The 20,311-nt window shown below is 45.5% G+C and carries 10 protein-coding genes; 4 read left to right on the forward strand and 6 right to left on the reverse strand.

The window, feature by feature from the left end:
• Window positions 1-988: 988 nt before the first annotated feature.
• Together MKZ16_RS23790 and MKZ16_RS23795 are read right to left on the reverse strand one after the other, a co-directional pair.
• Window positions 989-3,178, reverse strand: a complete 2,190-nt coding sequence (locus MKZ16_RS23790) for an alpha-galactosidase (RefSeq protein WP_038572691.1) — start codon at window positions 3,176-3,178, stop codon at window positions 989-991.
• A gap of 235 nt (window positions 3,179-3,413) precedes the next feature.
• Complete coding sequence (locus MKZ16_RS23795; protein WP_076106588.1) at window positions 3,414-5,876, reverse strand: glycoside hydrolase family 2 protein; 2,463 nt, start codon at window positions 5,874-5,876, stop codon at window positions 3,414-3,416.
• Window positions 5,877-6,010: 134 nt separating this feature from the next.
• On the opposite strand from MKZ16_RS23795, the gene MKZ16_RS23800 reads away from it, so the two are divergent.
• Window positions 6,011-6,862 carry a helix-turn-helix domain-containing protein gene (locus MKZ16_RS23800; protein WP_038572695.1) on the forward strand — a complete coding sequence of 284 codons (852 nt, stop codon included), beginning with the start codon at window positions 6,011-6,013 and terminating at the stop codon, window positions 6,860-6,862.
• Window positions 6,863-6,931: 69 nt separating this feature from the next.
• Here MKZ16_RS23800 and MKZ16_RS23805 read toward each other — a convergent pair whose 3' ends face one another.
• From MKZ16_RS23805 to MKZ16_RS23815, 3 genes are all read right to left on the reverse strand, one after another.
• Window positions 6,932-8,545 carry an extracellular solute-binding protein gene (locus tag MKZ16_RS23805; RefSeq protein ID WP_038574721.1) on the reverse strand — a complete coding sequence of 538 codons (1,614 nt, stop codon included), beginning with the start codon at window positions 8,543-8,545 and terminating at the stop codon, window positions 6,932-6,934.
• Between the two features lie 107 nt (window positions 8,546-8,652).
• On the reverse strand, window positions 8,653-9,543 hold the full coding sequence (locus MKZ16_RS23810; protein WP_076106585.1) for a carbohydrate ABC transporter permease: 891 nt from the start codon (window positions 9,541-9,543) through the stop codon (window positions 8,653-8,655).
• Between the two features lie 26 nt (window positions 9,544-9,569).
• Complete coding sequence (locus tag MKZ16_RS23815; protein WP_051491272.1) at window positions 9,570-10,526, reverse strand: ABC transporter permease subunit; 957 nt, start codon at window positions 10,524-10,526, stop codon at window positions 9,570-9,572.
• A 257-nt stretch (window positions 10,527-10,783) separates the two neighbouring features.
• Between MKZ16_RS23815 and MKZ16_RS23820 the strand changes: the two genes are divergently transcribed.
• The 3 genes from MKZ16_RS23820 to MKZ16_RS23830 all read left to right on the forward strand — a co-directional run bounded on the left by MKZ16_RS23820 (window position 10,784) and on the right by MKZ16_RS23830 (window position 14,372).
• Window positions 10,784-12,508: a sensor histidine kinase gene (locus MKZ16_RS23820; RefSeq protein ID WP_170914321.1), complete on the forward strand. Its 1,725-nt coding sequence runs from the start codon at window positions 10,784-10,786 to the stop codon at window positions 12,506-12,508.
• Window positions 12,509-13,179: 671 nt separating this feature from the next.
• On the forward strand, window positions 13,180-13,497 hold the full coding sequence (locus tag MKZ16_RS23825) for a transposase (RefSeq protein WP_036683594.1): 318 nt from the start codon (window positions 13,180-13,182) through the stop codon (window positions 13,495-13,497).
• 11 nt (window positions 13,498-13,508) lie between these two features.
• Window positions 13,509-14,372, forward strand: coding sequence for an IS3 family transposase (locus MKZ16_RS23830; protein ID WP_256717136.1), 864 nt, complete (start codon window positions 13,509-13,511; stop codon window positions 14,370-14,372).
• A 728-nt stretch (window positions 14,373-15,100) separates the two neighbouring features.
• Here the strand turns inward: MKZ16_RS23830 and MKZ16_RS23835 are convergent.
• Window positions 15,101-20,101 carry an S-layer homology domain-containing protein gene (locus MKZ16_RS23835; RefSeq protein ID WP_076106462.1) on the reverse strand — a complete coding sequence of 1,667 codons (5,001 nt, stop codon included), beginning with the start codon at window positions 20,099-20,101 and terminating at the stop codon, window positions 15,101-15,103.
• Between the last annotated feature and the right edge of the window lie 210 nt (window positions 20,102-20,311).

Consider the following 20,311-nt stretch of genomic DNA (forward strand, 5'->3'; position numbering starts at 1 on the left):
AGGTACTTTTCGAGTCAATAGCGACTATGCGGTCCGATAAAACTCCAAATGTGTGAAAAGGCTGCGGTTAGCGGCATTTGAGTCCGATAGTACTGTGTTGGTTGGGTAAGCAACTTGCATGTCGCACCAATTCGCGTACGCTGGCCCACGGCTAGGGAAGCATCTTGTTAAACACCCTAATTCGCGTACGGCAGCACCGAGTCACAACCATCCCCCGACGCTTTCGGACCCCAATGACGCTATTTGCCAATTTTTCGTCTTTTGAGCACAGTTTCGGACTCCAGTGCAGCTATTCCTTCGAAAGAGGTGCTTATTGAGTACTTTTCGAGCTAATAGCGACTATGCGGTCCGATAAAACTCCAAATGTGTGGAAAGAGAGCGGTTAGCGGCATTTGAGTCCGATAGCACTGTGTTGGCTGAGTAAGTAACTTGCAAGGCGTACCAATTCGCGTCCAGCAGTCCCCGGCTAGGTAAGCATCTTGTTAAACACCCTAATTCGCTTACGGCAGCACCGAGTCGCCCCCTCCACCGCCGCTTTCGGACTCAGATGACGCTATTTGCCAATTTTTCGCCTTTTAAGCACAGTTTCGGACTCCAGTGCAGCTATTCCTTCGAAAGAGGTACATATTAGGTACTTTTCGAGTCAATAGCGACTATGCGGTCCGATAAAACTCCAAATGTGTGGAAAGAGAGCGGTTAGCGGCATTTGAGTCCGATAGCACTGTGTTGGCTGGGTAAGCAACTTACATGGTGCACCAATTTGAGCCCGCCGGCTTCAGTATAAACAATCAGCTCCAGTGGCGCCAAGCTACTTGCAAGTCGCACTAATTCGCGTCTGGTAGTCCCCGGCCAAGTAAGCATATCTCGCAAAGCGCCCCATCCAATAACAGCTTCGGGCGCGCAGCTAGTCACAAAAGAACTCAAAAAAGGAGAAAAAAAAGGAAGGTTCCCAGCAGCCAATGGCTTTCGGGGCACCCTCCTTTTTTGATTAAACTTCTCTAAGCACGAAAAGTAGGCTTCTGAAATCGCCCTCTAGCTGTGGAAGCGTGAGTCCGAAGTGCATCAGCTCATCCCCTCTGTATACTCCGCCGTTAAGCTCAAGCTTATACGATTTTGCAGGGTCGAGTCCTTTCAGACGTAATCTGCGCAACGGTGGATTAGGCCCGGCCAGAACTTGGAAGTAGGTGGCGAAGGCTTCTTTTTTATCAGCGGAAACAAACATCCATGCCGTCTCGTTTCCTTCAAAAGGACTAAGCAGTCGATAGAAATCACCGTACTGAATCAGCATTCTCAGTTCCTTGTACTCCGAAACCTGCTTGCGGATATCCTCGCGTTCAGCTTCAGTAAGCTTGGTCAAATCCAGCTCGTAGCCGAAATTACCCGACATCGCGACATGACCACGTGTCTCCAAAGGAGTAATACGATGCACCTGATGGTTAGGAACAGCCGACACATGGGCACCCATTGAACTCGCTGGATACACAATACTTGTTCCGTATTGGATCTTTAATCTTTCCACTGCATCCGTATCATCGCTAGTCCAGGTCTGTGGCATATAATACAGCATCCCCGGATCAAATCGTCCGCCACCACCAGAGCAGCTTTCGAACAAAATATGAGGGAAACGGGAAACGATACGTTCCAGCACATCATAAAGTCCAAGGATATAACGGTGTGCCGTTTCGCGTTGACGTTCGGCTGGAAGAAGCGCTGATCCAATCTCTGTCATATTCCGGTTCATATCCCATTTCACATAAGTAATCGGAGCAGATGACAATACCGAGCTAACTGACTCGACGATATAATCGCATACATCCTTGCGGGATAAATCCAGCACTAGCTGCTGGCGGGCTAACGAACTTTTATGCCCAGGTACATGGAGACACCAGTCTGGATGTTCACGGTAAAGATCACTTTCTGGCGATACCATTTCTGGCTCGAACCATAATCCGAATTCCATGCCCATTGCCGTGATATCTTCGCCTAGCTTTCCAAGACCTTCAGGAAGCTTGCGACGATCCTCTACCCAGTCTCCCAGGGAGCTGTCGTCGTTATCACGTTTGCCGAACCAGCCGTCATCCAGCACGAACAGCTCCAGGCCTAGCTCTTTGCCTGCTTTAGCAATTTCTTTGATTTTATCCGCATTAAAATTAAAATAAGTCGCTTCCCAGTTGTTGATCAGAATAGGACGCTTGCTATCGCGGAATTCACCTCTGCATAATCGGGTCCGATACAGACGGTGATAGGTTCTCGATAATCCACCAAGCCCTTCACTGGATCTTACCAATACGGCTTCTGGAGCCTGAAAGGATTCGCCCGGTTCAAGCAACCACTGAAAGTTAAAAGGTTGAATACCGATCCCTACTCTGGAAATTCCGTATTGATCCACTTCTGCTTGGGCAAGGAAACTTCCGCTATACACAAGGCTGAACCCGTAAACTTCGCCATGATCCTCTGTTGCATCTTTTGCAAGCAAGGCCATAAAAGGATTCTGCTGATGGCTGCTGGAGCCGCGTTTGCTGTCAATCCGCTGGATGCCAGGAACGAGTGGTCTTTTGTGAATATGGCGTTCTCTAGTCCAAGTACCGGATAATTGCAGCATGTCATAGTCAGAATCATGGAAGTCAACATTCGCGCTTAATACTCTTTTCAGAACCAGATTGTCCTTACCCAGATTCTCAATCCGCACGGAACGTGTTATAACATCCTGATTGTTAAATACGGTATAGCTCAAGGCAGCGATCAATCCTGTTTTATCATCTTGCAGTATAATTTCCAGGGTCTCTGCTTCTTCTTCACTTTCAACATAAGTAGCAGGCAGACCCTTGAGTGCAGGTTTTCCTTTATTAATGGTGTGGCTCTTATAACGGAAATCCGTTACGGTCGTGCCATCTACTAGGTGAACCTCAAGTGCCGGCTCGCGGAAATCACCGTTTCCATAAGAAGGGAATTCGCTTGGCAAGGTGTCGAGGGAGATATTTTTATCCTCCTGCAAATAAGTTGGACTAAAAGAGCAACGTTCCACCAAATTCAACGGATGTTGAAATTCTCTCCCTGCCAATTTTGGGCCCCAGTAGACATGCGCTGGAATAACACCTTTGATCATTTCAATAATATAGCTGGATTTCTCAGACTGTAAATGAAACACCTTGCGGTTGTCATCATAATAAATACCCATAATATGTTTGCACTCTCCTTAAGGTAGCTCAATAGAACGTTTATAGTTTGTAATTAATGCTTCTTCGAAGTCTATTTTAGAGTGAAATGGAAGGGTATACAATCTTAATATCTATACCTATTATAGTAAAATATTGATCTATCTATACACAGAGTCTAAACCACTAGAATATATATCATCAAACTGTCATTTGGAGATTGACAGCCTAGGATATAGTAGGAAAATAACCTTTTTCTTAAATATCAAAGACGGAACGTACAGTAAGCTGGGTACGCAGTTCCTCAGCCGTAGCTGGTTTATCGAGATCTTTTTTAGCAACCGTAACGGTTCTTGAAACGCCAGCTGATAGGTCGAAATAGTTATCACTGAAGATCGCATCTCTTTCCTTGAAATCAAGTCCGACGAAACAGGCATATGCTTTTGACTTCACAGTAATAACGAATTGTTCTGCTTCCTCAGTGAGTACGGCTTCAAGCTCAGGATCAACAAAGCTGAAATGTTTCGGCTTAACGAACAAGACGGTTCCCCCGCTTATCGTCTCCCCCTCTACCTCAAATACATATTCCAGATAAGCTTTACGTTTCTCTTTTGTATCCAAGACATGACCAAAATCAAGCCGATCGAACTCGGCACTGCTTAAAGCCTCAATCTTCACCGACTTCGCACCTTCCATTAGAACCTCTGATGTCGGAGTAAGCAGTCTCCATCTTAATTCACCACTCACCTTCTCTCTGCTCTCATTAGAGACATGCAGGGAAACTACGGTTCCTTCGTCATGTGCAGAAGCAAGAACTGGAGCAAAAAAACGTCTAGCTGTATAATGCATTGCTTTCCACCGGCCATAATAATCGATGCTAGACCAGGAAGCAACCGGCCAACAATCGTTCAACTGCCAATACAATGCGCCCATGCAGCGCCCTCTATGTCTACGCCAATGCTCTACGCCACAGCGCATGCCTTCGGCTTGGATAAGCTGGGACGCATAGAGAATAGATTCAAAATCCTTCGGATATTTGTAGGTCTCGCCGATATAATAGAGAATTCTCTCATTTCCGGTATTGTTCTTCTGGTGGGACTCCATGACATAGGAGAAAATATTGCGATCCTCCGGCAACGTAAAGGATTCAATCGTCTTCAAGCTTGGGAAGGATTGCAGGCCAAACTCAGACATATAACGCGGATAGAGCTTCCGGTAATCGGTAAAAGGCTCCTTGCCATGCCAAACGCCCCAGTAATGCATGTCTCCATAGTTCTCGTCATTCGGTTTATCAAAGCTTCCTTTAGAGGAAGGAGAGGCACGCCAGTAGAAGGTATTGGGATCAACTTCCTTAGCGATAGCCGGCAGAAGCACTTCATATTGCTTGATATAGTCGGCCTTTAGCTGGAGCGAATAATGATTCTCCCAATCCCAATCGACCCAAGCCATCTCCTGTTCGTTGTTACCGCACCACAAGCCTAACGATGCGTGATGGCGTAAGCGCTTCATGTTGTCCATCGTCTCATGTGTGATATTGTCCTCAAAAGATTCTGTCAGTGCATAGATCCCGCAGGCATACAGATGATCCTGCCAGACGATAAGCCCATATTCATCGCATAGATCATAAAAATAATCGTCAGGATAATAACCGCCACCCCATACACGAATGGTATTAAAGTTAGCAGCCACGCAGCTTTGGAGCAAGCGATCCGTGCGCTCCTTAGTCACGCGAGGCAGAAGATTATCTTCCAGAATATAATCGGCACCTGTAGAAAAGATAAGTACGCCGTTGATTTCAAAAGCGAATGATTGTCCCCACTGGTCTTCTTCCTGCTTCACAGAAATCGTTCTTAATCCAATCCGCAGTTCTCGACGATCCAGCTCCTGTCCCTTCTGCAACAGTACAACCTCGACGTTATACAGGGGTTGTGCACCCAGATTATTCGGCCACCACAGCTCTGGCTCCATAATTTCCAGTGTAATATGATGATCTTCTCCCGCAGTTTCGGACACACGACGTTCAACGGCCACACCTGCTGGAGTGTGAACGCTGACTACGATTTCCCGTTCAACCTCCTGCCAACTCTCTGTTCTTACCCGAACATCCAGAGTAACCTTATCCGGCTCGTGAAATTGTGTAATATAAACATCGTCAACACGGGCACTGTCATACCCCTGAATGGAGAGACTTCTCCAGATTCCAAGATCGGGCAGCTTCGGACCCCAGTCCCAGCCGAACATGGAATGTGCTTTGCGCAGATGGGATATTCCCTCCACTGCATCAGCACAACTGCTAAGCGGCAGCTCCGCTTGCTTCCGCAGAGCAAATTCCACTGGGGAACGAAAAATCGCGTGAATGGTGTTATCGCCTTGCTTCAACACTGACTTAATGTCCACTTCATACGTCCGGTGCATATTATCACTGTTCAGAATGTTAGTTCCATTCACAAAAAGCTCGCATAACGTATCCAGCCCCTCACACAGCAGAAATACGCGGTCATGCTGTAACACTTCAGCTTCCACTTGAAAGCAACGCTGATATTCGTAATCGTAATTGGATAATTCCAGAACCTCATATTCCTGCTCACGATAGAACGGATCCGGCATTTCTCCGGCATTCAATAAATCGTGATAGACAGAACCTGGCACACTAGCCTCCAGCCAGTTCGGCTCATGCAGACGTCTCATTTTCCATTTGCCATTTAGATCTACAAGATGCATTTTCTCCCGCCTCCAAAATGTGCTATTTTGCCTTCTTATAGATCAAGTCTATCAATATTATCTTTATATTTCTTGTGTTGTGTTCTCGAGAATCATGTGCTATTTTAACATCATTAATACACTGGAGGACGAACATGTTCAAATACACCGAGGCAAGCCATATGAATCCTGAACTACTAGCAGACCCTTTCTGGGTGGAGTCCTTAAGTCAGGTATCTCCAGAACATACGCATGATTTCTATGAATTTTTCATTCTCACAGAAGGCAGATGTCAGCATATTGTTAACGGGACAGCGCAGCTGCTTCAGACTGGCTGCCTTGTCTTTATTCGGCCCAGTGATACCCACAGATATGAAGCAGATGGTGATAGCGATTGCCGTTTCCTGAACATTCCCTGCCGCAAAAGCCTCATTGAAGATGCTTTAACTTATCTGAATGAAGAGGAGTTTTTGCACGGATTGCTGAACACGCCTCTCCCCCGAATCGCCATGTTATCTCAGCTGGAAATGGCTAGTTTCGTCCGTTCTATGGAACGCATTCGCATCCTATCAACCCTAGACAAGGTTAAGTCCCGGATTTTTCTAAAAGGCCTGCTCGTCGATACACTCACCCAGCATTTTTTCTCCGCAGAGACAGTCGCTCAACCAGAATTCCCACTCTGGCTAGAGCATGCCATAACCAAAATGCATTTAAAGGATAATTTGCACCGTGGACTTCATGCCTTATACGAGCTGTCAGGGAGAAGCGCCGGCCATGTGAACCGCGCCTTCCGGCAATACTTGAACCAGACGCCTACGGAATATATCAACCAGCTAAAGCTCAATGTAGCCCGCAACCTACTGCTCACTACCGAGCTGCGTGTGGTCGATATCGCTTTGGAATCCGGCTTCGAGAATGTCAGTCATTTCTATCATCAATTCAAAAAATTCTATCATCAAGCCCCGCTTGATTTCCGCAGGAATGCACATGTTAATCGGCTGGTTTAGCTTTTTTATACAACAAAAAGCTTCCCTCTGCTGAAATGCAGAGAGGAAGCTTTTACATAGATAAATATATTATTTTGAGTTCCACAATTCCATACGTTCGCTATACTTCTGATTGAAGATTTCTTCTACTTTTTCATCCCCAGCTTTTTTCATATCCGCAAGCATCTTGTCGAATGTAGAATTGGCTTCGGCTTCAGAAGGAGCGATGATTACTCTCGTAATGCTTTGGTCCATAATATCTTTTACTTTTTGCGCTGTCAGCGCTTCAGGCGTTCCGCCGTCAGGGCCTAAGTTATCAAATTCTGCTGTATCCCATACGGAATCTCCAAGGCTCTTAATGGCCATTTCGTCAATTTCACTACGTTGGTATTTAACGGCCATATCGTATGGCTGTTCATTGGCATCCAGACCATTTTTAACAAACCACAACCATTTACGAACACCGCTCTTCTTCACAGCATCGTCCCAGTTATCCTTGAAGCTTTGCAGGAATGCAGGGTCTGGTTGTCTCTTTCCATCCACCATGGTGTACTGCTCGCCTTCCTTACCCCATAGCAGCAAATGTTGTCCTTCGTCACTCGCTAGGTAGTTGAACAGCTTGATAGTTTCTTCAGGGTGTTTGTTATTTTTCGTAATGGCAATAGCATCCCATCCAAGTGAGCTTCTTGGTCCGAATGTTGTTTGGGAGGTCTCAGTGCCTGGAGCTACAACCTTGTAGGGGAAGAACTGATTATCATCTCCGCCATCCTTCTTCAGAGTACCATTTGCATTACCTGGGTCCCAGTATGCGCCTGGTGTGGAGAACACTGCGCCGGTAGCCAGCTTTTGAATCCAGGTTTGTGTTTTGCTGATGGCAAACTCTTTTTCGATTAGACCTTCTCTATACAGACTGTTCACATAAAGCAGCATCTCGCGATACTTTGGATCCTTAACATCATATTGTAATGTTCCATTATTATCATAGTAGGTTCTCAGACCCCACATCCCTTTAAATGTACCGAGGTTGGCGCCCATATTCTCACCGTTCATCGTCATTGGAACAGTTTCTTTTCCATCAATTGTCTTGTTTTTCTCTTTAAAATTCTTTAAAAGTGCTTCAAACTCATCCGTTGTGAGTGGGGTGGAGCCATCTGCCTTATCTGGAGCTAGGTCCGCAACCAGATTTTTTCTCATCAGCATACCGAAAACAGGATCACTATCCAGGCCATACCAGTTAGCTAGATAATAGTTTTTCCCATCCTTATAACGTGTTTTGATCAATGTGTCGCCGTACATTTCTTTAATGTCTGGTCCACTTTTCTCAATTAACTCATCGAGCGCTATAAATGCGCCACTTGTAATGTATTTATCGAGGGAAGCATCGCCCCGGCTCATTACAACCACATCTGGATAGTCACCACTGGCAAGCATCAAGCTCAGCTTTTCCGTAGGATTACCCGTTGGCTGCTGGATTGAGATCGAAATGCCTGTTTTTTTGGTGATTTCCTGCGCAATAGCATCAGTGAAAGGTTCTCCCTTGGTATTTGAATCAAACCAGGTCAATGTAATCGGCTCTTGTTTTTTATCGTCTCCGGCCGTTTGGTTTGTATTGTTTTTTCCATCATTTGAAGCACAACCCGCTAATACACCAACGGCTAATGCGGCAGTAATACTCACGTTCAACCATTTATTTTTCTTTATCATAGACACCCTAATTCCTCCCATTAAGTAAGTTACTTCATAAGTCTATCAAGCAACCAAGCAAGTCTGCCCGTTCACCCCCCTTCAGGGCCGCTATTTATTTAATCATATTAACTCTTAACCGCTCCCAAAGTCATACCCTTAACAAAGTACTTTTGCAGGAATGGGTATACCAGTACGATAGGCAATGTTGCCACCATCGTCGCTGCCATCCGGATAGTATCACTTGAAACCGCATTCCGCTTAGCCGAGTTAGCTAGCATTTGCGATTGCGATACCATGCCTCCGGTCTGGAATTGGCTTAATATTTTCACGAGTACGGCTTGCAAGGTCTTTAAGTCAGAGCTATAGGTAAACGCATAGGAGTCAAACCACGAATTCCAATGTGAAATTGCCTGAAAAAGTCCTACAGTCGCAAGCACGGGTGTGGTCAACGGTAGAACAATCCGGAAGAAAATCGTCAGGTCATTCGCCCCGTCTACCTTCGCCGACTCCTCGATCTCACCAGGCAGCCCCTCCATAAAGGTACGGACAATAATCATATAGAAGACATTCATCAGCCCTGGCAAAATAAATACGGAAAACGTGTCAATCATATTCAGCGCTTTAAGCACCATGTAATAAGGAATCAGTCCGCCTCCAAAATACATTGTGAAGACAAAATATAGATTCCATCCTTTACGTCCCATCAAATTCCGGCGGCTTAGCGGATAAGCAAGCATCGTAATGACAAGGACAGATAGCGGCGCGCCAATTACGGTACGTTTGACAGTAACCCATAAGCCATTCAAAATCTCGCTATCTTTTAAGATTTGACCGTAGCTATCAAAGGTGAGGACTCTGGGCCACAAATAGACGCCACCACGTACGGTATCCTCAGCAGCATTTAATGAAAGAACGAGAATATTCCAAAAAGGGAGAAAGGTAACTAGCAACACAAGTATAAGAATGAGATAAACTATAAATTTAAAAATATGATCCCCGTATCTATTCGAAATCATCACAAGCGCTCCTCTCTTTTTCGGGTTTAGAACAACGCTTGGTCGTTCACTTTTCTAGAAATTCGATTCACAATTACAACAAGTATGAAGGCAATCACGGATTTAAATACCCCAACGGCCGCCCCGTAGGAGAACATGCTGTTTTGTAGCCCGTATTTATATGCATAAATATCGATAACCTCTGAATACTCAAGCACGGTATTATTTTGCAGCAGGTATTGTTGTTCAAAGCCCGCATTCAAAATGCCTCCGACGGCAAGAATCCCTAAAATAACAATGGTTGGACGCAAGGCTGGCAACGTAATATGCCACATTTGCCGGAAGCGACTGGCTCCATCCACTCTAGCTGCTTCGTAGAGCTCTGGATTAATAGCGGAAATTGCAGCAAGATACATAATGGCGCTGAAGCCCATTTCCTTCCACATATTGGACAAAGCGATAATCCACCAGAATAGCGGTCCATTTTGTAGAAAAGCAACCGGTTCCTGAACAATGCCCAACGTCACCAGTAAATTGTTAAACATCCCATCGGAAGCCAGCAGTGTAATCACGATGTTTGCAGCGATAACCCATGAGATAAAATGCGGCAGATAAGAAACCGTCTGTACAAATCTTTTGAAAAATCCCTGTCTAGCTTCATTCAGTACAAGTGCGAGGATGATCGGTGCTGGAAACCCGAATAACAAGGTCAGCAAGCTTGTAGCGAGCGTATTGCGCATTACACGGTAGAAGTCTCCGGTAGTAAAGAAATACTCAAACCACTTGAATCCTACAAACTCTGCATGGAAAAATTGTTGAAAAAATGTTCCTCCGCCCGGCTGATAATTCGTAAACGCCATATACATCCCAAACATAGGACCATAAGAAAATAGCAATGTCGCAATTAAGGCAGGCAGCATCAGCAAAAATAACCATTTCTGCTCTTTTAATCTGTACCACAGATTATTGCCTCTGACTGTTTTGATAGCGCTTGCTTTATGCATCAAATACCCTCCCTTTTTATTTAGTGCAGCATGTCGAGCCACATCTCGATTCAACTTCTCTCCTATTCATCTTAAGTCCGCAACAGGTGGCTTTCTATACTTCAATCCTCCGAATGATAGCGCTTTTTAAAGGAGTTTCGGCAGATTCGAGCATTGGATTTCGATATTCAGTCTGCTATGATGAACATGGCAAACAGCGAATTTACAGTAAAGAAGGGACTTCTTCTATGCGCCATATATATAGGAAATATATTTATATGCCTTTTATCGATTTGAGCTTTCGCTCCAAGCTGTTCAGCGTATTTGTGCTAGTGACCATTGTTCCGATGATGCTTTTCGCCTACCTTTCCTACGAATTAACAAAATCAAAATTAACGGATCAGATTTACAGCAATATGATGAATTCAACAGCTCAGATTAATAAAAATTTGGAAAACAAGCTGGACAGCTATGAACATATTTCAGCTTCCATCTACCTGGATAACAGACTTGCCAGCTACCTCACGAGTGAATACCAGGATGATCCTTCTTATCTGGATGTCTATCAATACATAGGCAACCGCATGGACACGATAATGACTGCCTATCCTGATTTTGATAGCGTTTTCATTTATTCGGACAATGAATCACTTCCCAAAGATGATTACTATATCAAGCCGGTAACAGCTGAGGTTAAAGAGACCGAGCTGTTCAAGCAGCTTCAGCAGTCACATGGGAATATCATTCATCTATCCTCACCGCAGACCGAAGATAGTCCGGCCATGTTTACCTTAGCAAGATTTTTGAACAATAACCGCAATCAATATCCCTACGGTATTCTGGTCTTCAGAATCTCCGAATCGGTCATCTATTCTTTAATGGAGGAAGAAGCGGGCGGGAAAGATATTTTTATTATTAATGATAAAGGGCTTATTCTCTCAGCAGCAGACAAGCACTTATTAAATACGAGCCTGCCGGAATTGCTTGATCAGAAATTTGATGAATCGCCTTCGGGCCGATTTGACACAACTTACAAAGGGGTAAAGGCTTTCGCCGTCTATAACACGCTTAAAAATGGATGGAAAACCGTATCTATCTTCCCTTATGACAGCATCATTCAGGACGCTAAATCACTCTCAGATCTGATTATCAAAATCTCACTGGGCTTTATTGGCGTGGCCCTCCTGCTGATTTACATTACGGCGTCGCTGTTCAGCAAGCGTATCCGTACTTTAATCCGGATGATCCGCCGCCTGGAACGGGGCGATTTCAATCATAGTACAGAAGAACACTTGGGAAATGATGAGATTGGCCAGCTGCATTTTGCCTTCAAGCAAATGACCACCCGGCTCAAAAGTCTCATTACCGAGGTGTATCAGAAGGAGCTGCAGAGTAAGGAGGCCGAGCTTGACCTGCTGCAAGCGCAAATCAACCCTCATTTTCTGTACAACACACTGGGCTCCATCTCGTCGCTTGCCCTAAAACATCAAGATACGCGTATACAAGATTTGGTGCTTCATCTAGCCAAGTTTTATCGAATCTCCTTAAATAAAGGGAAAAGTATATTGACCATCCACGAGGAATTAAAGCTGACCCAGAGCTACAACGCCATTCAGCTAATCCGCTTTAAAGGCCAACTGAACATTACCTACACAGTAGATGAAGCGATCCTGCCCTACTCTACTGTCAAGCTTGCCTTACAGCCTTTTGTGGAGAATGCAGTGCTGCATGCCGTGTGGAGCCAAGAAAGTCCGCTGAACATTCATATCAAAGGTGTCATGGAAGCAAACGATATTATCTTGTCGGTAATCGATGATGGCATGGGGATGAGCCGCGAGACCCTCAGCTCTTTGCTTGAGGATAAGCCTGGACGAGGGTACGGAATCACTAACGTTGATCGCCGCATCAAACTAAAATATGGTGAGCACTACGGCGTTAAAGTGTTTAGCAGACTAGGAATAGGCACCACCGTGCAGATTCGTTTACCACAAAAAGAGGTGTAGGAGCGGTGACGAGGGGATTCTCCATTGTGAGAATCCTTTGGCTTGCTTCTCCTTGGATTTGATGGGATCGATGGGATCGTTTGGATCGAAGGGATCGTTTAGATCGAAGGGATCGTTTGGATCGTTCGACACTATTTGCTCCCTCCTCATTCGTATCGGACCGAGGAGACCTTATTTCGATGATTCGGGGCATTTTGCTCGACTATCGGACTCAGATGCAGCTATTGACTCGTTTGTACACTAATTCTGGACAATTTTATAGCAATAAGAGCTATACAGTCCGAAATCTTTGTAAAAAGACTCAAATATCCGAAATAGCTGCAATACGGTCCGATGTGTTCTACTTTGCGCGAGAGATTCTACTTTACTGAGGTATGTTCTACTTTTGCGCGGGATTCTACTTTGCTGGGTATGTTCTACTTTTCCGCGGGATTCTACTTTTCTGAGGTGTGTTCAACTTATATTCCTTCCTCATACGCATCGGACCGAGGAGACCTTATTTCGATGATTCGGGGCATTTTGCTCGACTATCGGACTCAGATGCAGCTATTGACTCATTTACACAGTAATTCCGGACAATTTTATAGCAATAAGAGCTATACTGAAGCTAGAATAAAAAGTGGACAGTAGTTAACAGACTGGCGATAATGAGTCCACGGAGGTGTGTTCACATGGGAGAACATCGACAACGGTATAACGAAGAATTTAAAAAACAGACAGTGCAGTTCATTCAAGAGCAAACAAAGACAGTGGGCGACTTGGCGGAAGAGCTCAACATCCCAAAAAGTACCCTGCATCAATGGATGAGCCAGTATCGAGAACTAAAGAATGAACCGGCAGCTAGCGTGGATCGAGTACGGGAACTCGAGGCACAGTTGAAAGAAATGAGCCGTCAACTTCAAGAAAAAGATAACAAGATTGCTGATGTGGAAGAGGAATTAGCGATCGTAAAAAAAGCAGTGCACATCTTCAGCAAACCAAGGAACTGAGATTCCAGTTTATTGAAAAACATCGCTCCGAGTTTCTCTTGGAGAAGATGTGCATGACCCTACATGTGTCACGGAGCGGGTACTACAAGTGGCGGACAGAAAAAAACAGTACGCATATGCTTCGTAAGGCTGCGATAATGAAGCGAATTCAGTATCATTTTGCAGACCATCAAAAGCGGTATGGGAGTCCGAAGATCACCCGCCTGTTACATCAAGAAGGTTATACCGTTACCGAACGCACGGTGAGTGTGTACATGCGACATATGAAGCTTCGCTCCATTGTCTCCAAAACGTATCGCGTACAGACCACTGACTCCAATCATGACCATCCGATTGCCCCGAATACGCTGAACCAGCAATTTAAAATACTCAAACCCAATTCAGTATGGGTTACCGACATTACGTACATTCCTTGCCGGGGAGGGCGCTTGTACCTGGCTAGTGTAATGGACCTTTGCACGCGCGAAATCGTGGGGTGGCGCTTGGAGAACCATATGGAAACTAGCTTAATTTCGGGCGCCTTACAAGATGCTTACGAAGCTAAACAACCGGAAAAGGGTCTATTACATCACTCCGATAGAGGTTCTCAATATACTTCTCATGAATACACGAAGCAGTTGAAAGCGTATGGCATGGAGTCCAGCATGAGCCGCAGAGGTAACTGTTATGATAACGCCTGTATCGAGTCGTGGCACAGCATTTTGAAAAAGGAGCTCATTTATTGTAATCCACGATTCAAAACTAAGGAGCAAGCCTACCAGACACTTTTTCAATATATTGAGTTTTACTATAACCGCAAGCGAATGCATGGCGCGCTGGGGTATCTTTCTCCAGTTCGTTTTGCTGAGCAATTGACTAGAATGTCTGTTGCGTGACTGTCCACTTTCTTGACAGAGGTCCATACAGTCCGATTCCTTTGTAGAATAGCTCAAATATCCGAATTAGCTGCAATACGGTCCGATGTGTTCTAACTATGATCTACTTTGCCGATGTGTGTTCGACTTTCGCGGGATTCTACTTTGCTGAGGTGTGTTCGACTTATATTCCTTCCTCATACGCATCGGACCGAGGAGACCTTATTTCGATGATTCAGGGCATTTTGCTCGACTATCGGACTCAGATGCAGCTATTGACTCATTTACGTAGTAATTCTGGACAATTTAATAACAATAAGAGCTATACAGTCCGAAATCTTTGTAAAATGACTCAAATTTCCGAAATAGCTGCGATACGGTCCGATGTGTTCTACTTTTGCGCGGGATTCTACATTGCTGGGGTGTGTTCGACTTTTGCGCAGGATTCTACTTTTCTGAGGTGTGTTCGACTTTTGCACGGGATTCTACTTTGCTGGGGTGTGTTCTACTTTGCGCGGGATTCTACTTTGCTGGGGTGTGCTCGACTTTTGCACGGGATTCTACTTCGCTGGAGTAAGGTCCGATAGATAGTAAAGTGCGGTACTAATAACTGCCGAACAGTAATGTACCTAGTAATAATGTAGTACCTATTAGTAAAGTTCGATAAAGTAGCTAATTTCATCAAGTGATCTATCAAAAAAAGCGACTCTCCGGTTAATGGAGAGTCGCTTTTTTGTAGTGATTTCAGCTTACTTCAAAATCAAATTATAGATCACTTGAGCCGCTTCTGCGCGCGAAGTGATTCCTTTTGGTGCAAACCGTTCATGACTTTGACCTTGAATCAGTCCTAGATTGGCCGCTTCATTAACAGAAGCAGTGGCCCAAGCAGACACCTGATTCATGTCGGTGAACGCTGCGGCAGTTGCGCCGTTTGTTGTTGCGCCGTTAGTTGTTGCACCGTTGGTTGTTACGCCGTTAGTTATTACGCCATTGGTTGTTACGCCGTTGTTCAGCTCGTAAGCCTTCATTAGCATCAACGTGATTTCTTCCCGGGTGATCTGTGCGCCCGGCTCAAACTTGGACGCACTTCTGCCACTCACGATTCCCGCCTTGTAAGCGATTGAGATAGGCTCCGCATACCAGGCGGATGGAGCAACATCAGCAAAGCTTTCTTTTCCTGTCGCGGTCAGTCCAAGGGCATGAACAAGCATCGAGGTGAACTCGGCACGTGTAACTGCCCGGCTTGGTTCAAACTTTTCTTTGCTTGTGCCCTGCACATATAGCTTGGACGCCAGCTCTTGGATTACTGGGTTAGCCCAGTGATTGGCCGGCACATCGACAAAGATGCGGTTCAACTCCAGCACAGCATATTTGCTGAAGTGGCTGACCTCAGCTTTTAATACACCGTTAGCATAATCAGCTTGGATATATTCCAGCCTGCCATTGTCCGCGATATAATAAACACCGCCTCGTTTAGCATTGAAGCCTTCTGCCACTGGCATGATGAGTGTTATTGGCTTATCAAATGTAGCGAGTGTGTCTGTAATGCCTGACTTGGTGGTAATAGAAAGACTAAATTCATAGATGTCTCCCTTGAGTACAACAGCCGCATTAGTAGAACTAGCCACTGTAGCAACTAACTCATCGGCCTTGCTGCTGAGGTTCACCATCTTCAGGGCAATCGTGCTATCTTCCCGCTGTCCCTCTGGCAGCTTGTTTTGTAGCTGGTGAATTAGCTCCGCTGGTACCTGCAAGGAGAGCTTACCCGCATTCAAAACTAGGGTGTGGTTCGCCAACTGTCGGACTACAGCAGAGGATAACTGAAATTGTTGGATGTCCCCTTTAATCTCAACCACTACCTGGCCAGTAGAACTGTCCAATTCCAGCATATCTGGCATGAGAATCAAAGTGCCCGCAACATTCTCTTGACCCGAAGTACTGCCAGAGGTACTACCAGAGGTACCGCCATTGTTTCCTGGATTCCCAGGATTGCTCGGTTCTCCCGAATTTCCTGGATTCCCAGGATTACTAGGCTCTCCTGGATTACTCGGTTCTCCCGGACTGCTCGGTTCTCCTGGATTACTAGGCTCTCCTGGATTTCCTGGCTCTCCCGGATTTCCTGGATTGCTCGGTTCTCCTGTAGAGGCCTCTTTGACCGTGATTTTTGCCGATGCTTTGAATCCACCGTCTACCGTTTCCACAGTAATCGTGGTCTTTCCAGCTTCTACAGCGGTTACTGTTCCGTAGACTACGGTAGCTACAGAGGTATCGCTCGAAGTCCAGAGGACTGCTTTATCCGTCGCATCTTCCGGCGATACCGTAGCCGTCAATTTGCCGGTTTCACCTGCGGTCAACGAAAGCTCTGTCTTATCCAGTGTTATACCGGTTACTTGCTTAGGTGCAGCCGTCAATTTTACCAATTTCGACTCTGTCGGCTGCAAGGACAATTTCATAGTTCCTGTGACAGAGGAAACTTCTCCTGTCCAGAGATCTTGCGTAGTATAAGTCTCTGCAGCATCCAGTCCAGCGCGGCCAAGTTCAACTTGCTTATCTGCCGAAGCAGATGCACTGTAATTGAATACGGCCAGATAATAATCATTGCCATCCTTCATAACAAAAGTATCGGCGGCATTAGCGTTTGTATTTCCTTCAAGTGGCTTGAACACTTTTCCTTTTAAAGCTAAATCGAGAACATCCTTGTTGTTGAACAAAGCGGTCATGTACTCCTGTGCTTCTGGATCGTTAACATTGTCAGAGCCAAGCAGTACTGTTCCAGCGATAACGCCAGAGTTCATACGGCTACGCGCTTCAGTCAAGCTGGTAGCACGGGCCAATGCCAAATGATCAGGATCGGTGTAGGTGTAGATCGTGCCATTTTGCCAAAAGCCATAGGTTAATGAATTCAGCATATATTCGGTTTCATTGATCTTGCCGTATGTGTCGCAGGAAATTCGTCGGCTATGCGCATATTGGCTCGGGAAAATAGGCGCAATTGATGCGCTAATGAACATTTTTCCATCCAGACGTTCTTTCACATAACGCATTCCTTCATTATAAGCTTGGATTCCTGTCGTTATAGTTGGATCGAAATGTTGCCCCTCAAGCGAACCATGCGTTAAAAAATCTAATTTGATGAAGGTGAAGCCCAGACCTTTAAATTTGTCCAAAAAATAGTTCATGCGCAATTGGGCACCAGGATGTGTTACATCCAAAGGAAAAGCCCCGTCCAGAGTCGGCAGCGGTTGACCCGCGGCATCCTTAAGGACAATATCGCCGTAAGTATATTTATTGTCAGTTCCCTCTACAATCTGGTCCATATTGTTGCCCCAGTATACAAACGGTGCCCAATAAATACCCGCATGCTGGCCATTCCCTTTAATAACCGATACGGCGTCAGCCAGCTGCTTATCATTCAGATTATCCCAATAAGAATCCATGTTAATAAATACATTGCCGTTATTATTGAAATTTTGCAGATTCTCTTTATAGTAATTGGAGACATCCACTACATCCTGATACGAAAGCGTACCCTCGTAAGCTCCCCAGCTATTAAAACCAACCGGTACGCCTTGTGGCAGCTCGGGGTTTAGCTCAAGTGCAGGTGTAATGATCGCATTAGCTTTACCATACTCCTCAAGCCCTGTACGGTAATCACTGAATGCCCCTACCATGATCATAGGTGAGGATAAGTTTGTTCCACTTAAGCTGCCATGAGGCTGGGTATCGCGGGTGACATCACTAGCTGCACCGCCATATACGACCAGCTCATTTAGCCGATTGGCGGAACCTTTCCAGTCGATGCCTGTCTTCCAGGTATCATGAGTTACAGAGCCAAGCACAAGGCCGCTGCGTGTCGAGTTGTTAAACACAGTAGTCACCTCATAGCTGGTATCTGCACGGTTCATAGATTGAGATTTATAACGAATCCAAGCATCGTTGTCAAAAGGAACTGTAAGCACACGATTATCCGCACTAGCTCCGATATCCACACCACCTGTACGTTTTACGGTAATAGGTGACATATAGTTGGTCTTGACCGCTGTATCGCTGGCGACATCCAGACGGGTCAGAAAATACTTTTGATCGTCATAAAACTTGTAGACCTGCTTTAGCGTCGGTTTTCCTGTGGAAGTGTGGACAAAAGTTAGCTCCACGCCTTTGCCGAAACCATCCTGAATTTCTACCGGAGCACCAACAATTGTATGACTCTCATAGCTTGTAGTCTCAACGAGCGTATCGCCGATTTTGATACTGCTATAGATCCCATGCAGCTTCTGTCCGTCAGCCCAGTTATAGCTTGCATATCCAGACTTGGTATTATAGGACACTTCATATTGGCCATTTGATACAAGCAGTCCGTAAGTATATTCGGTAACTGTGATAGCTCCGTAGTTCTTCGAAGCGCCCGGTGTTCCTAAATCACCGTCTTCCTCCACTGGGGGATTAGGATCCACACCCATGGCTGGCTCAACTATAATTCGGTCCAGATCTGGCGCATACCAGTTGCCATCTGTAAATTTGATTGTATTCTCGCCTTCGTTCAGTGGCAGTGTAAGTTCATACATTCCAACCGTATCCCAGTCCGGTGTCTTGGGCAGCTCATAATACTGTTCTGCACCACCATTCGCACTAACGTAGAAGCTGCGTGGGTCACCTGAAATGTAGGCGACTGTGATTCGGTAATCACCAGTCATAGGGGCTGTAATCTTGTTGAAGGTTATGGAACTGCCGCTATTCAAGTACCCTACCTTCTGGCCACCCGAAGCATTCGGGCTTTCGGAAACTTGGGCCTCACCTGTCAAAACATTGAGCGGAGATTCTGCTTCATAGCTGAGGGTATAAGGAATAATTTCTATCCGGTCGAAATCTGGAGAATACCAATCATGATCTGAGAAGGTGATAGTATTCAAACCCTCTACCAAAGAGGCCTCCACATCATAGGTTCCCACGGTGCTCCAGCTTGCCGTCTTTGGCAGGTCGATCATTTCATCCATTCCATCGTTAACCTGCATATAGACAGGACGTTGATCGCCGGAAATATAGGAGATGCGGATTAAATACGTTCCCGCTGCTGGTACTGCAACATTTGTAAACTGTAAGGAACTGTTTTTGTTCAGATCCGTTACGATTTTACCGCCAGAGCCCACACTGCTGTCCGCCACTTTGGCGTTGCCTGTAAGCATATTCTCAGTAGCCTCGGCTTCCATGATCACACCATGCAGCTTCTCCTTCCAGTCACCTCCGGGTCCTTCACCTGGATCGCTGTCGTCTAGTCCACGGATTACGATCTTATCGATGTCTGGAGAATACCAGTTGTTGTCATCGATCAAGATGTTATTAGCACCCGCGTTCAGCGGAAGCGTCACATCATAAGTGCCTACCGTATCCCAGTCCACAGTCTTGGACGGTTCTTCAAATTGCTTGTCACCGCCATTGGCACTGATATTAAACGGGCGCGAATCGCCAGAAATATAATACACTGTAATTTTATAATTCCCTGGCTCGTTTACGGTCACATTATTGAACAACAAGGAGCTGCCTTGATACATGCCGCCAACTTTTTTCCCTCCGGAAGCCGCTGGGTGGTCAGAAATTGACGCATTACCCGTCAGAATATTCCCATCCGCTTCAGCTTCATAGCTATTTGTATCCTCGGCGTAAACCTTGCCGGCAAACTGACCACCGCTGCCTAACACTAAGCTGATCATAAGAAAGAACAAGAACCCTCTTTTCATTACACGTCCAAACATTTAATCCCTCCATTTAACTTTCTGATATAAGAAAAGCCTTCCGGTTGCAATTCATCAGTTGTTCCTCTTTCCAAATAACGTCTTCAGAACTCCTCTCCTTGTTGTAAGTAACGTCATGTAAGGAATGTACGGCCCGTACCGATTACTCTCTCAAGAATGCTGTATCCAACTATTGCCGTCCGGATTTCTTGAAAGCGCTATCGCAATTAG

This window comes from Paenibacillus sp. FSL R5-0928 (genome assembly GCF_037970385.1).
Taxonomy (GTDB): domain Bacteria; phylum Bacillota; class Bacilli; order Paenibacillales; family Paenibacillaceae; genus Paenibacillus_AQ; species Paenibacillus_AQ odorifer.